Annotated in this window: 14 protein-coding genes; 1 reads left to right on the plus strand and 13 read right to left on the minus strand. The window is 46.4% G+C overall.

Translation table 11 applies throughout. The features are described 5' to 3' along the window. Positions 1 to 14 precede the first annotated feature (14 nt). Positions 15 to 1,349, plus strand: a complete 1,335-nt coding sequence (locus tag SANT_RS21220; RefSeq protein ID WP_025424229.1) for a cytochrome c — start codon at positions 15 to 17, stop codon at positions 1,347 to 1,349. Between the two features lie 97 nt (positions 1,350 to 1,446). Here SANT_RS21220 and SANT_RS21225 read toward each other — a convergent pair whose 3' ends face one another. The 13 genes from SANT_RS21225 to SANT_RS21285 all read right to left on the minus strand — a co-directional run bounded on the left by SANT_RS21225 (position 1,447) and on the right by SANT_RS21285 (position 13,147). After that, entirely contained in the window at positions 1,447 to 3,060 is a 1,614-nt protein-coding gene (locus SANT_RS21225) for a TadE/TadG family type IV pilus assembly protein (protein WP_025424230.1), read from the minus strand. Positions 3,061 to 3,098: 38 nt separating this feature from the next. Next, the gene (gene tadF / locus SANT_RS23100; RefSeq protein WP_051440258.1) at positions 3,099 to 3,632 is read right to left on the minus strand and encodes a tight adherence pilus pseudopilin TadF; all 534 of its coding nucleotides are present in this window, start codon (positions 3,630 to 3,632) and stop codon (positions 3,099 to 3,101) included. Between the two features lie 34 nt (positions 3,633 to 3,666). Further along, the gene (locus SANT_RS21235) at positions 3,667 to 4,149 is read right to left on the minus strand and encodes a hypothetical protein (protein ID WP_051440259.1); all 483 of its coding nucleotides are present in this window, start codon (positions 4,147 to 4,149) and stop codon (positions 3,667 to 3,669) included. Between the two features lie 2 nt (positions 4,150 to 4,151). Further along, positions 4,152 to 4,889, minus strand: coding sequence for a tetratricopeptide repeat protein (locus tag SANT_RS21240; protein WP_025424233.1), 738 nt, complete (start codon positions 4,887 to 4,889; stop codon positions 4,152 to 4,154). After that, positions 4,873 to 5,667 (minus strand): type II secretion system F family protein, encoded by a 795-nt coding sequence (locus SANT_RS21245; protein ID WP_158500177.1) that lies wholly within the window; start codon positions 5,665 to 5,667, stop codon positions 4,873 to 4,875. Before SANT_RS21245 ends, SANT_RS21240 begins: the two co-directional genes overlap by 17 nt. A gap of 47 nt (positions 5,668 to 5,714) precedes the next feature. Continuing rightward, positions 5,715 to 6,590: a type II secretion system F family protein gene (locus tag SANT_RS21250; RefSeq protein ID WP_025424235.1), complete on the minus strand. Its 876-nt coding sequence runs from the start codon at positions 6,588 to 6,590 to the stop codon at positions 5,715 to 5,717. 2 nt (positions 6,591 to 6,592) lie between these two features. Further along, entirely contained in the window at positions 6,593 to 7,873 is a 1,281-nt protein-coding gene (locus SANT_RS21255) for a CpaF family protein (RefSeq protein WP_025424236.1), read from the minus strand. Continuing rightward, entirely contained in the window at positions 7,873 to 8,988 is a 1,116-nt protein-coding gene (locus SANT_RS21260; protein ID WP_025424237.1) for a hypothetical protein, read from the minus strand. Before SANT_RS21260 ends, SANT_RS21255 begins: the two co-directional genes overlap by 1 nt. Before the next feature lie 197 nt (positions 8,989 to 9,185). Beyond that, a complete protein-coding gene (locus SANT_RS21265) occupies positions 9,186 to 10,481 on the minus strand; it encodes a type II and III secretion system protein family protein (protein ID WP_025424238.1) in 1,296 nt (431 codons plus the stop codon). A gap of 5 nt (positions 10,482 to 10,486) precedes the next feature. Next, on the minus strand, positions 10,487 to 11,284 hold the full coding sequence (locus SANT_RS21270; protein ID WP_025424239.1) for a hypothetical protein: 798 nt from the start codon (positions 11,282 to 11,284) through the stop codon (positions 10,487 to 10,489). Then, positions 11,281 to 11,736 carry an A24 family peptidase gene (locus tag SANT_RS21275; protein ID WP_025424240.1) on the minus strand — a complete coding sequence of 152 codons (456 nt, stop codon included), beginning with the start codon at positions 11,734 to 11,736 and terminating at the stop codon, positions 11,281 to 11,283. Before SANT_RS21275 ends, SANT_RS21270 begins: the two co-directional genes overlap by 4 nt. A 313-nt stretch (positions 11,737 to 12,049) precedes the next feature. Beyond that, a complete protein-coding gene (locus SANT_RS21280; protein WP_335328944.1) occupies positions 12,050 to 12,331 on the minus strand; it encodes a Flp family type IVb pilin in 282 nt (93 codons plus the stop codon). 222 nt (positions 12,332 to 12,553) lie between these two features. Continuing rightward, on the minus strand, positions 12,554 to 13,147 hold the full coding sequence (locus SANT_RS21285) for a winged helix-turn-helix domain-containing protein (protein WP_025424242.1): 594 nt from the start codon (positions 13,145 to 13,147) through the stop codon (positions 12,554 to 12,556). Positions 13,148 to 13,447 lie beyond the last annotated feature (300 nt).

Below are 13,447 nucleotides of genomic sequence, written 5' to 3' on the forward strand. Positions count from 1 at the left end.
GACGTGAGGACACGATGGGCAATGATGGCTTAAGAACACGCTTGCTCGCCCTGCTCCTGGCGGTTAGCGGGGCGCAAGCCCAGGCGCCGCAGCCCCCCGCGGCGGATCTCATCGCCCGCGGCCGTTACCTCACGCTCGCCGGCGATTGTGGCGCCTGCCACACCGCGCCGGGCGCAGCGCTCGATTTTGGCGGCGGTTATCCGTTGGCCACGCCCGTTGGCGTCATTTACAGCACAAATATTTCCTCCGATAAGATCCGCGGGATCGGCGGCTGGAGCGACGAGGCTTTTGTCCGCGCGGTTCGCGAAGGGGTCAGCCAAGATGGCCATTTGTTGTATCCCGCCATGCCTTATGACGCTTACGCCAAGCTGAAACGCGAGGATGTCCTGGCGATTAAAGCCTATCTCATGTCGCTGCCGCCGGCGGTATCCTCCGTACCGTCAACGGAGCTTTCCTTCCCCTTTAATCAACGCTGGGGATTAACGGTTTGGCGCTGGCTTCATTTGGCGCGCGGCGAATTAAGAGATGAAAGCGCACAAACGCCGGCCTGGAACCGCGGCCGATATCTGGTCGAAGCGCTGGCACACTGCGGCACATGCCATACCCCTCGTACCTTCACCTATGGCATGGACAATGCCAAAGCCTTCGGGGGAGGGGATTTGGGAGCTTGGGTGGCCTTCAATATTACGCCGGATCGTAACGCCGGCATCGGCACCTGGAGCCGAACGGAATTGGCAAGCTATTTAAAAAGCGGCTGTATTAAGGGTAAAGCGTCCGCCGCCGGCGGCATGGCCGAAGCAATTGAACAAAGCCTGCAATACCTGACGGAAACGGACCGTTTGGCCATAGCGGAATACATCGGCTCCCTGGCGGCGGTGCGAGATAATAGGCAAACGCGGCCGCGGGATCGCTGGGGAACGGCCTCATCCACGGTCTACGCCCTGCGCGCCGGACGGCTCTCCAGCGCAACCGGCGCTGGACTGTATAATAGCCACTGCGCATCCTGTCACGGCGGCGAAGGGGAGGGTAACGGCGACGGCGAGGGTTTTCCTTCGCTGTTTCACCATACCACGACAGGGGCTTACGACAGCCGCAACGTCGTCGCGGTGATCCTCACCGGCGTGTCGCGTCGCGGCCAAACTACCACGGTGATGATGCCTGCGTTTGCCGAATGGCTCGAGGATGAACAGGTCGCGGCGCTGAGCAATTTTGTCAGCGCACAGTTTGGTCATCCGTCTGCGGCAACGATCACGCCCGCCAGGGTCAAGGCGCTGCGCGAAGCGTTAAGGGCGCCCTCTCCAGCGGCTATCGAAGATGGTCGTCTGGAGGAAACACCTAACGGCAGCTAACGTCGCTTAGGCGCGCGCAATGACGGTAGACCCTGTCTTCGACGGCGCCGCCAATAGGGCCCCATGGCGACGCCAGGCTAAAAGAACGTTGTCACTATTAGTCTTTTACGATGTTGTGTCCTATTTTTTCGCTACCATGAACAGCTTCTTTTAAGGAGGTCGCAAATTCTGAAGGCTTTGTCACTGCTGGTATGGGTATATCCATGCCATCTACGGTCTTAGTTCGGGTCTCTGGAGAGAGTAAGCACGCATTCCATTTTATTTTAGGCGTGTGAGATATCGGTATCACGCTAAGTTGCCACCTGACATCCCGACAGAGACCTTGACGGATAAAGTCATTAGTGAAGTCAATATGGTTATCTTCAGTGTCACTAATGAAAATTATTTTTTTGACGGTGTGCTTATCGTCTTCTTCACTCAAAAGCCGTGAGGCAAAAAGGATCCCGGACAACACCACGGTATTGCCGCCTCCGCCGATACCCTTGATTTTATGTTCCAACTGAGTGATGTTATTGGTAAGCAGTAAGGCCTCATTGTTGGGGGAACCACCTAAACAGAGATTTCTGAAAAGCTTTGGCAAGTAATGATCGTTAACTAGCGAATCCTGAAATATATCACCGTGTTTATCTTTAAACGGTCGATGAAAGCCCATAAGCAATAGATGGGACAGGTGATTATAATGTTCAACACCAGCAACACGCATCATCCTTCCGGCCTCCTCCTGATAAAAAGGGAGTTGACCAGCAGAATTTATACCAGATTTAGTGAATAAAAGCTTATTTTTATATTCTAGTGAATTTTTGATATCCACAAGTTGGTACAATGAAAGAGTGCGGTGAGCATCTGCATAGGTTGATAATTGATACTTATTGACTAGACTTTCAGGAATATTTTGCAGACTGCGAGCCTTATCGGAAAGATAAAACATTTGTATAGGGTGATAACCTGTGTTCATCACTAACGGCATATAACACTTTTCTTGGTAAAGTACCCCTGCATCAAAAGGCACAATGGCGATGCGGCTGTTTTTATCGAGACGGTGAATGTTATGGAATTCCCTCATAGCATCACGCTTCAATCGGTTAATTTTTTTTATACAACCGGTGTTTTGCTCTATGACATCTTCACTCATGCCCCCTTTTTCAAAGTCTAAAGCGCGAACTTTGTTGTTCTCGTCCTCGCACCAAAAATCATTCATTGAGGAAGAAACATCTAAAACAAAGACAATGTCTTTTCGTTGGTTAGAGGTAAATTTCTTTTGTGCCACGGCATTGTCAGCAACGCCCACGGAGGCGGGAAAAGTTTGGTACAAATCGGATGCAATCCAAGCGTGGTGAACGGTTTGCGCCTGGACATGATACTCAACATAGTCTGCATTGGCCCGATCGCTGCCCGAGGGCTTAACGCTAACTTCAATGCTCGGCATTCCCTTCAGCTGCGGCATATACGCCCGAACATATTCCGTGGCAAGCTGGCGATGTCGCTCAACATTGCCGCGCTTTTCAGGGCTATCTTCGGCGGTGAGCGCCAGCGCCGCTTGCTCTAGCGCATCCGAAAGCCGGGCTTTTTGGTTCAAGAAGTGGGCACCGTCTAGGCCAAATGCGGTGAGCGTGACCATGAGCGTTGACAATAATGCGCAACACACGGCATAGGAGCCGCGTTCGTTATGGTATAACAGACGAAGACGCTGCTTCACTTTTATTCTCCACATGGTTATTCCTGTCATTCTGCGTTATGTATTTGCGCAGGTTATCGCGCAACTGCAATAGCGTAAGCGGTTATGTTGCCAAGCTTGTTAAAGGTGTTACTCATACCGATTTGATAGCAAAGAGTGACTTGGTAGAGAGGCTGTTTGCCATAAAGGTTATTATCAGGAGACAGTGTCCCCAGCGTATCCAATCTGGCGGGGGCCTCACAGTTATTGTTCTTCTTGCCGGCACGGAAAAAGCGATATTCGGCAATGGCGCTCCCGGTAGCTAGGGACGTGCGGTTTACCAGGGTATTGTTGGCTTCTTTATCGCCGCGAAAAACCAATTCCTCTGCTTTGATTGATAAATTCGATAAATCGCCGTTGATATGCATGTCGTGCAATATTATTTTTGCGACCGCATAAAGTTCCTCTACGTCTGCGGATGACAGTGGCTGATGGGGTGGGTAAAGGACGGTACGCTCACGCAGTATGCCGACCAGAGAATAACTCAGGCGGTCTAATTTTCCTTGTGTCGATATACACACCGTGATAAATATCAAGAAAATTAATAAGAAACCAAAAAGTGAAATCATCAAACAGCATTCGACGGCAACTGAGGCATGCTGATTAGTGATAATTGGGCATATTCTGACTTTCTTGTACAAAGATGACCTCTCGCGTAGTAATTTTGTTCGCCCAGGACGTTGGGTAAGGAAAAAACAAAGGCCGATAGTGATAGCTAAATTTGTAACGAGCGATACGGTTATGCTCAGCCTGTTTTGACGAACATGCGGTTTTTAATTCAGCAATCGAGTTGCAATAATGCGCTTCAACCGTGATGTCCGAGGCAGGCATTAAACGCTCCAGCAAGCCTTGTCTTTGAGATAAAGCGTGTTCAAATGCGTCCGCGTAGTGTGTATTCGCTGCGGGTGACGAATTTTTAGCCTTTTTGGCGGCTTCCGAAATGGCTAAGTCCATTGCGGCGGAAATGTATGTGATAGACATCATTTCAGCAAAAAATAACATGAGCGTAAAGAACAACAATGCGGTAAGCGAAAATTCAATGGTTGCAACACCACGTCGCGTTGAAATAAATTGCCGCAGGCGCAAGATCAGCCTCTCCTGAGTTCTAGTAAGTCAACGCGCTCAAGGGCACCCAACAAGGTATCGATATCGCCTGATATTTTCTCTTTTTCAAGAATGAGCCTGGCGTGGTAAAGATCACCGCTTTTTACCAAACCAAAGATCAGGTTATGCACCAGTTGAGGGTGTTTATGTCCATTAACATATAAGGGTAAAAGAAGATTGACCGCATCTTTATACTCCTGATTCATCAATGAAACCATGGCCAGGTTGTTATTGGCAGTTTCGTCAGCGATGAAAAATTGACGAGCGGTGATAAAAGATCGTTTAGCGTCCGAGAGCCGGCCTGAGAGTGATTGCGCCACGCCTTGCAAATTATAGGCCTCGGCATTTTTGTGGTCGATCTTGAGTATTTTTGCACACACATTTATCGCGATGTTATAGTTTTTCATCGAAATCAAATTTTGCGCTTGCAAATGATAAACCGGTAGTTCCTGATCCTTAAGTAAAGGCTCTAAATAGAGAAGGGATGAGCGATAGTCGCCATCTAAGTAATAAAGCTTGGCCAGCTTAAAACGAACTTTTTTATCTTCATTGTTCTTTAATTCGTTGCGATAAAGAGAGATAAGATCGGCATAGTTCTTGGTTTTAATGTAAATGTCTTCTTGCAGAGACGAGGTCAGGCCGGTGCTGTCCTTGAACCAAGCGCAGGCGCTTAACAGTAAGACTATAACGCACAAACCAATGTTTTTATGATGAAATGCCATTTTGCATAATCCTTAGAAGACTAGGGGCGATAATCAAAACCACGATAGGAAGCATGATGAAAATAACGAGGGGCACGCTCATTTTTGCCGAAAGCTTGCCGATTTTTTCCTCCATCTGCAGAAGTTGCATTTCACGCATATCTTTGGCTAACTCAGAGAGCGCCTCATAAAGCGATGCACCATAGCGCACGCTCTGTAACAGGCATGAGCAAAACATCCGCATCTCAATAAGATCGATAGCGCGATATAAACTGCCTAAAGCATCTTCAAGGCCGCTCACTTCAGCTCTTTTTCCCGCATGGGTGATCAGTGTGGCCAAATTAACATCCAGCGGCGTGAATTGAAGACTGGTATATTTGAGCGCGCTTTCGACCGTCATGCCCGATTGTACACAAACAGCAACCAAATCAACGAAATAGGGTAAGGCATCTTGTAAGGCTTTTTTTCTATTGCTGACCAGATATTTTACTATCAAACCGGGAAGCAAAATAATCAACGCTGAGGCTAAACCCATCATCATAGCTAAAGCGTCTACCGTTATATCGATAATTGCCGAATATTTTAAAGCTAACAGAGAAAAGAGAGTCACTAAAAGCACCCTTATTTTTTGGCTGACTTTTTGATCTATGCTGTAGAAGAACGAAATAACCGGGCTGAGACTAACGATTACGCTAACATAATCGTAAGCTTTCTCATCCGATTCAGAGGCCGATTCTGGCCTTTGCTCAATGGCGTCTTTCAAACGCGTGACCTTACTACGTTCAAAAAAAGTCAGCATCAATAAGGTATTCCCTAAAATTAGGGATAAGCCGAAAATTATTTGCATTAAGTTGCCCTTTTCAGCAGACACCAATTGACGAGATTACCGAGCGCAATACTCCCCAAGGTGTAATATAAAACATATCTCCCGATAGGGTCGGATAAGATGAATTCAAGGTCATCCGGTTTGAAATATTTCATGCCGATCAAATAAAGGAGAGGCAAGCTGGCTATTATTTTAGCCGACGTGCGCGCTTCTGAGGTTAATGCTATTTTTCTTCTTGAGATCTTTTTGTTGTTATTGATGATACGTGATATTTGGCCTATGAGACCTTTGAGTTGCCCTCCGCGGTCCATACTGACGAGTATGACAATCGAAAAAAAATGAAACTCGGGGAAGCGAAATTCCTGCCTGGCGTCAGAAAATACGCGATCAGGCTCCTCGCCAAGGTTCAATCTGCGGTCAATGCGATCAAAGGTAGCGCCTAGCGGACCGGGGATAGCGTTGCCACAGCGCTGTAGCGCCTGTTGCACGCTATTGCCTGTTGACACCACCGCATTAACAATGGAAAGTACTTCGGGAAAATTATTTTCAAAATTTTTACGATGTACCCTGCGACCTAAATGCAATTGACCCATAAAGAGTACCCATATCAGGACGGGAAAAAACCACCAGCAGCGGATATGCAGCCAAACACTATTGATGGCAAGAGCAATGGCAAACATGACTATGCTGATAATCAGTCCCAAACGTTCGTGACCCTGCTTTCCCTTTAATGCATAACCATACCACTCCGTGAACACCTTCTTGCAGGGTAAGCGTAGTGAAGAGTGTTCAACGCCGCTAAGCTGAGCCTGGCTAAAAACAAGTCTGAAACGACGCCATCGGCAGAGGTTGTATATCAACAACAACAGGCCTATGGTTAATATGAGGAAATACATGTCTACTCCAGGGAAAATATTTTCTTCAACTCATTGTCGAGATTAAACATTACTGCGTTTCGCATAATTGCTGACCGTACCAGGAGACCATTATTGATAAATCTTCCTCTAATTTTTCCTTCTTCGTTACGGCCGCTTTGTCCTTCAAAGCTAAAGATAGATTGTAAAATAACATGATCCCCTTCGATGCCCATGACTTCGCTAATATCCATAATTTTTCGTGTGCCATCGCTTAATCGCGATACCTGTATAATGATATTGACAGCTGAAGCTATATTACGTCTTACCGTGGTCATCGGAATATTATCGCTTGCCATCATGACCATATTCTCCAGCCTGGCTATTGCATCACGGGGATTATTCGCATGCAGTGTAGACATTGAACCGTCGTGACCGGTATTCATTGCCTGTAGCATCTCGAAGGCTTCTTCGCCGCGACACTCACCGACGATGATTCTGTCTGGCCGCATCCGTAATGAATTGATTAACAGAGCGCGCATATTGACTGTGCCGGTATGCTCCACGCCCGCCAACCGAGTTTCAAGGCGCACGACATGAGGCTGCATAAGCCGTAATTCAGCAGCGTCTTCAAGGGTGATAATTCTTTCGCTCTCTTCAATGTAATGGGACAATGCATTTAACAGCGTGGTTTTTCCCGACCCCGTACCGCCCGAGATGATAATGTTAAGGCGACAACGCGCGATAATGGCTAAGAAATTCGCCATCTGTGCTGTTATAGCTTCTGAGTTGATAAGATCCTGTAAATGAAGGTGCTTTTTACCAAACTTGCGTATCGAAATAGATGTTCCATCAATAGCGATGGGTGATATGACGATATTTAGCCGACTACCGTCGGCAAGCCGCGCGTCCACAAGCGGTTGTCCTTCATCCAATCGCCTGCCAACCCGCTGGACCAATCGTTTTGCTATGTCGGTAAGTTGAGCATTATTGATGAAACGTTGTTGCACCTTTTCCAACTTACCAAATCGCTCGACATAAATATCATCGGGGCCATTGACCAAAATGTCGCTTATAGTCTCATCTTCAAGTAGGGGACGTAATGGGCCAAAACCGATAATCTCATCCGCCATCAACTCCGCCATTTGACGCTGTGAGGAGGTAGATAGGTAATCGTTGCGTAATTCACTTAGACGTTCCAGCACCCGATTCATTTCCTCAACGAGGGCAGAACGGTTGTGTACCAACTTTTCAATTTTATCCAGTTCCACTTTTTGCAGGACTTCAGTGCGTAACGTTGCTTGCAATGACAGACTGATATCCATTAGCGCGACCTTTCCCTATTAGTCCAGAGTGCGTTAAACAACGAACGGCGCGGTGGGTTAACGCCAAGCACCTCATTGGCGAGCTGCTCAATGGGAGCCACTTTACGGCCAAAGCGTGAGCGCGATGTGGGCGTTTTGAGTCCAGAGGCACTGTAGGGGAAAACCACGTCAATGGGATGCGCTATAAGGGATTGAATATCATCCTGAGCCAATGTATCCATCACAATAGGTCGGATATCATTCAAACATATGACTAATCGTCTGGACATAGGGCTCGTACGCTGCGCTATCTGCATAGTTTCAACCATGTTATGGGCGACGCGCGCTGCGGCCATCGACCTGTCAATCACTAAAATGACCCATGAAGAGCTTTCGGTGAGGTCACGCAGCAATTCTTTTTCGGCGAAGCCAATGGATTGTTCAAAAACGACAAAATTATACTTTTGCATAATGTCTTGAGACAGATCGGGTAGCAATGGCGTTTTGCCGTTCATGACGTCCAAATGCTTATGTACCGGTGTGGTTTCAGCGGTCATTTTTTTCCCGGTATGCAAATCCAGGTCGCGCGAACCATAAGCCCCTTGTACAAATAATGCCGACATTTTTTTGAGGGAACTAATTTGATTAGCCAGTTGGTAGCCTATGGTTGTGCTGCCTACCCCTCCTTTGCACCCTAATACACTGATGCCAATCGCCAGACGGTTGGTTTTCGCATGCACTCCAGCCACAGCCCCCTGAATGAGCTCATTTAGCTGTGAGCGGATATTAAAATAGCAAATGTTATGATGCGCAAAGGATTGCGCCAGCGCAATCGAGTCGCTATTTCCTATGACGCTGCACCATGTTTCACAAGGAAAGCGCGCGCGTATCGCTTGTATCACCCGATCTGATTGATCACAATCACCGATATCAATGATGATACCCTGCGCTTGTGCCGGTACGGTAATGGCATCTTGATGTAAGATATCGCCCTCTATACCTTGGATGGAGTCAAGCCCAGTCATGCGCAGCTGTTGACTTAATTGTTGGATAATCTCCGATCGTGGCGATAATAGATAAAATGGCTTCACTTCTTTACTACTGTGGGTACTGGATGCTCGCGGGAATAATAACATTATATATCCTTAATCAATAGGCAAGTGATCTTTGTTTATTGGCTCTCTATTGTTTTCGTCCCCAATGGCACCCCACAATACTGATTTGTACTAACACCGGAATTGGTAGTCAATCAACGATAATAGTCTCCCTGATTGGTTATTTTCCCTTTTGCAACTGAGCATAGAATTGAAGTGCTGTAAAACCTTTAAAAAGTTCACTCAATGAATCCGCCTTTTTCGATAAAAGCCTGTACCCGTTTGCGGTCATTCTCATCAGCAACCTTACTGAGATTGAGAAATCTGGCCCACGTCGGTGAGCGTTTAAGATTCGGTAACGGGACGTGATGGGAAAAGCTTGGCTGTACTAAATTTACGGTTGCCACAACCACTAACTCCTTGCGCTCTTGCTCGGTGTTGGCAACACGGAACAATGGCCCTAATATAGGCACATCGCCGATGAAAGGGAGTTGCGACATGCTTTGCATTTCTTCATTGCTGATGAGCCCGGCCAACAGGAAACTTTCGCCGTCGGCCAGTTCTACCGTGGTTTTTGCTTGACGCGTTGTCAGCCCGGGTAACGTCGTGGCGGTGCCGGCGACATAATCCTTAGAGAGACTGCTGACCTCCTCATTCAGCGTCACACGAATATGCTGGCTATCGCGCGCTTTAGCGCCCACTTTAAGCTTGATGCCGTAAGACTTATAGGTGACGGTACTGCCATTATTCGAGCTGGTGACGATGGGGATTTCCCCGCCGACTAGAAATTCAGCCGTTTCCCCAGACAGTACCGTCAGATTCGGTTCCGCTAAGATTCGTGCCATGTTTTCATCTTTGATGGCTTGTACCAGTTTGATTATCGATTCAGCATTGAATTTCTTAAAAATAGGGACGGCCGAAGTCTTATCGCTCATACCATTCAAGCCGGTAAGGGTTTTCCAATCGATACCTAATTGCTCATTTAGGCTTCGCTTTACCTCGACCACTGAAAGTTTCACGTTTATCTGGTTGGTCAATGGCTTATGTAATTTATTGATGGTTTTCTCTGCGCCATGGGTATTAGCGACAATTTGGTTAACCCTGTCGTAAGCGTCCTCCGTGTTAACCTCACCCGAAATAATGTAAGTATCGCCTATCTTTGACAAATGGACATAAGTGTCAGGAAATTCCTTGGAAATTCGATTATGTAGCTCGCTGAGCAGCTGATCTACCACTAATGTTGTTTTTAATATCTGTTTACCCTGTATATCAAACGCGATAAGATCCCCCCGGCCGGCCTTTTTTGCGTAAGTAATAATGTTGTTTTGTCCTACTAATTTATAATCGACAATGTCAGGTGACGAAATAAAAATGGTATCAACCGCCTGTGGCACTTGAATGACGCGAGTATCCCCCGGTGCGAGGTAAGTTTCAGCTGCACCGGCATAAGAAATCGAGCTAATGAAAATCCATACGCCTATGGCTATAAGACAACCTAAAGGGTGACGTGATGTTTGTTTTTTGTAGATAGGCATTGCCGTTATCCTCTCAATTCCTTTACGTTGCTGAATTGAGGTAGAACTTTTTTGATACTTACTCTGGATGAGACAAGTTGTTTCTCATCGTTGGGTAAAAGTAATATCTCGCCCATGCTTTCCAGAACTTTTATCTCGGCTAACTGCGCAGTGGTGAGCTTTAATGCCACGGTTCCCAAAGGCTCATCATCCGTGATTTTAGCTTTCCCCTCTGGAGGGTGTCGCTCGATGTTGATAATCGGAATATGCTCATAGAGACGGTACAGGACATGGTCTTTATTTTCATTGACGCCATAACTCTCACTTTCACCGCTATTAAGTGTAATCTGGTTTGCGCTGCGCACTTCAGTAAGTCTGATATAAAGCGAGAGGGTGTCTCCGTTATTTACAGAGGTCAGTAGATACTCGTCTTTTTTACTAATGGGGAAATGGTAAATCACCCCAGAAGGAAGTTGATGATGACCGGCAACGATGTGGCTTATCGGTTGTTCGAGGACCGCCATGGTGAAATGTGCTCCTTTCGCTACGTGTTCTCTGAGTCGATAGCCTGCAATAACACCATTGTTTATTTTGCTGATATCGCGTTTGTCATTATCAGCATCTGGGGTCTTGATATATTTTAAGGTATAGTCTTGTTCCGTTAAAAGGTCATTTGGTTTCAGGTCTTTTGACGCCTCGGCCGTCAGGATGACGCTTCCAGCGTCCTGACTGACTTCGTTAGTCTGTTGCAGTTGCATAAATATGCCGACAAAACCTACCGCCGTCACCACAATAGATAATATAAATAACCATCTGTAATTCATGAAAAAATCCCGGTCTTAAAAATAATCGCATGACAGGTGTCAGACAACAGAAATGCGGCGGCTATTGCAACGCCATAGGGTACGCCATGGCGTAATGTTGCTTGTCGAAAAAATAGGATGCCTGCCAGTGCAATGAATCCGCCTATCAGTGCGGTGAGGAAGAGAAATGACAGGTAGGCACGCCAGTCAAAAGCTAATGACATAACCGCTAATAGCTTAACATCGCCTCCCCCCATTAAATTTCCCATAAAAAGCAGCAGCCCTGTGCCGAGCACGACTAGCGCGAGAACCATGTTTGGCATCTTTCCCGTGATTAAATTTATCGTGCACAGTACGGCAAACAGTAAGGCAATATCGCAATTAGTGATAATCCGCGCGCGAATATCTGTCACCGCGATGCGCACCAGTAAGCAAATCACCATACCACTGGTTAATAGAATCGCTATCGTCACCGCTTCTCTTCCTTTGCATGATCCCTAGTACTTAACCGCTTGCCTCAGCAGGGTGTCACATTTGCAAAAGGGTGGCACGTGAGTTCGCTTATCCACCCTTGCCATGTTTACACCTCCTTATTGAGTCTCTCTCACATTTTGCGCCAGCCTCTGGCCAACTAATCCGCCCTTTATTACCCAGGATCATCTAGCGGAAGATCTTCACCGCCGTCGTTAGTTTAGTAAACGGCGTATTCCGAGGAAATCATTGATCCCGATGCTTAAATTTAATTGACTATGGCTCTAATAAAAATTTAGCTTAGGCCTTGTTTATCTAGCCTTTTGGACCCTGCTTTCCGCCTACAAGATCTTGATCTATTTGACTTGTGGCGTTTGCGACCCCATTGCCTATATTGTCAAACGCTAATTTCATTTTATCGCTAAAGACACTGCCTTTGCCCACTGCCATCGTTATTAATAAGGCCATCGCCACTCCGATTAAGGCATATTCGATGGTCGTGACGCCGCGTTGATCGCTAATGAGATGACGACAACGCATAGGGAAACCGATAAAGATCTTCTTTGCTTTCATTCCTGACAGCATTTCCTGTTCCATTAATGTATATTATATGATTAGGTTATTTTGTTCGCCCCCGCAATGGGGGTCGATACGGTGCGACAACACAGGGTGCGACACGTTAGCAAGCGAGAAGACTAACGAACGAATGGTTACAAACTGTATCTTCGGGTAACCACACCCTGGTTGAAGCCCTTATTCTTACCCGTGTCACTCTTAATTGTCCTCATCGCGACCTCAGAAAGTCTCAGCATTTCACCATCATTTATTGAGTAGGAAAAATATGGTGAAAATCAGGGTGGTAAGCCAACACATCGCCAGCACGGCCAGGAGAGAAACAAAAATATCCCAACTGCGGCATTGGTACCAATCACACATGGTGGCTTTGAGCTGTTTGGTTATTCGGCTGGTTTTTCCTGTGTGAACTGGCGCGGGCGTGCTGGTATATTTTTTTTCCTTTTCTTCGTATGTGTGGGTGGGAGCAGACGCGCGGTCCTCAAGTGTCGTCAATAATGATTCTTGGTAAACTTTGCTGGTGACATGACCAACATACTTGACACCTTTCCGAGGGATTGTTTTGATCAGTGAGTTGGGCAGTCCTACCAAGTTAAATGCCTTGCGCAAAAGGTAAAGCTGGCCATAATAACTACTTTCGCTGACCGAACCTCGCTGTTCTGCCCATACTTGATTTATCAGATTTTGTTTGTCCGTCTCACCTTTAAGTAGTAACAGCAAAAAACGATAACTGTTTTCAGATAGCTCAATTGATCTTCCTCCATTTGAGACTAATCGTCGTTTTTCAGGAATAAATACTACCCCCTTATCGAGGATAAACATAAGATCTTGTCTATTCATACAATCCATGTCCAGCTCCGGAACTACCCCTGTATATTATTATTGTGTTCATTTTCCTATAGGTTCATAGAGTCGTTAGCCTATCCAGCATGTCACTTCAATAATACCCATTGGGAAACATCATTTATTCATTAATTCTCATAAACCTTACATGCAGTCTAAAGTGAGCATAGCAACCAATAAATAAATGAATAACCTGAGATATAATCATAAATCTCCTTGATTTCTTTTCTTTTGGAATAGGTAGGTGTTAAATTTCTTAACGCTTTTATACATTCTCTTACCAGGGTCTCTCGTATA

It is taken from the genome of Sodalis praecaptivus (assembly GCF_000517425.1).
Taxonomy (GTDB): domain Bacteria; phylum Pseudomonadota; class Gammaproteobacteria; order Enterobacterales; family Enterobacteriaceae; genus Sodalis_A; species Sodalis_A praecaptivus.

Coding starts and splice junctions, on each gene's coding strand:
- SANT_RS21270 (WP_025424239.1), bottom strand. CDS start 11,284: ATGAATTACAGATGGTTATTTATATTATCTATTGTGGTGACGGCGGTA.
- SANT_RS21285 (WP_025424242.1), bottom strand. CDS start 13,147: ATGAATAGACAAGATCTTATGTTTATCCTCGATAAGGGGGTAGTATTT.
- SANT_RS21240 (WP_025424233.1), bottom strand. CDS start 4,889: ATGGCATTTCATCATAAAAACATTGGTTTGTGCGTTATAGTCTTACTG.
- SANT_RS21250 (WP_025424235.1), bottom strand. CDS start 6,590: ATGTATTTCCTCATATTAACCATAGGCCTGTTGTTGTTGATATACAAC.
- SANT_RS21280 (WP_335328944.1), bottom strand. CDS start 12,331: ATGGAACAGGAAATGCTGTCAGGAATGAAAGCAAAGAAGATCTTTATC.
- SANT_RS21260 (WP_025424237.1), bottom strand. CDS start 8,988: ATGTTATTATTCCCGCGAGCATCCAGTACCCACAGTAGTAAAGAAGTG.
- SANT_RS21220 (WP_025424229.1), top strand. CDS start 15: ATGGGCAATGATGGCTTAAGAACACGCTTGCTCGCCCTGCTCCTGGCG.
- SANT_RS21255 (WP_025424236.1), bottom strand. CDS start 7,873: ATGGATATCAGTCTGTCATTGCAAGCAACGTTACGCACTGAAGTCCTG.
- SANT_RS21245 (WP_158500177.1), bottom strand. CDS start 5,667: ATGCTGACTTTTTTTGAACGTAGTAAGGTCACGCGTTTGAAAGACGCC.
- SANT_RS21265 (WP_025424238.1), bottom strand. CDS start 10,481: ATGCCTATCTACAAAAAACAAACATCACGTCACCCTTTAGGTTGTCTT.
- tadF (WP_051440258.1), bottom strand. CDS start 3,632: ATGATTTCACTTTTTGGTTTCTTATTAATTTTCTTGATATTTATCACG.
- SANT_RS21225 (WP_025424230.1), bottom strand. CDS start 3,060: ATGTGGAGAATAAAAGTGAAGCAGCGTCTTCGTCTGTTATACCATAAC.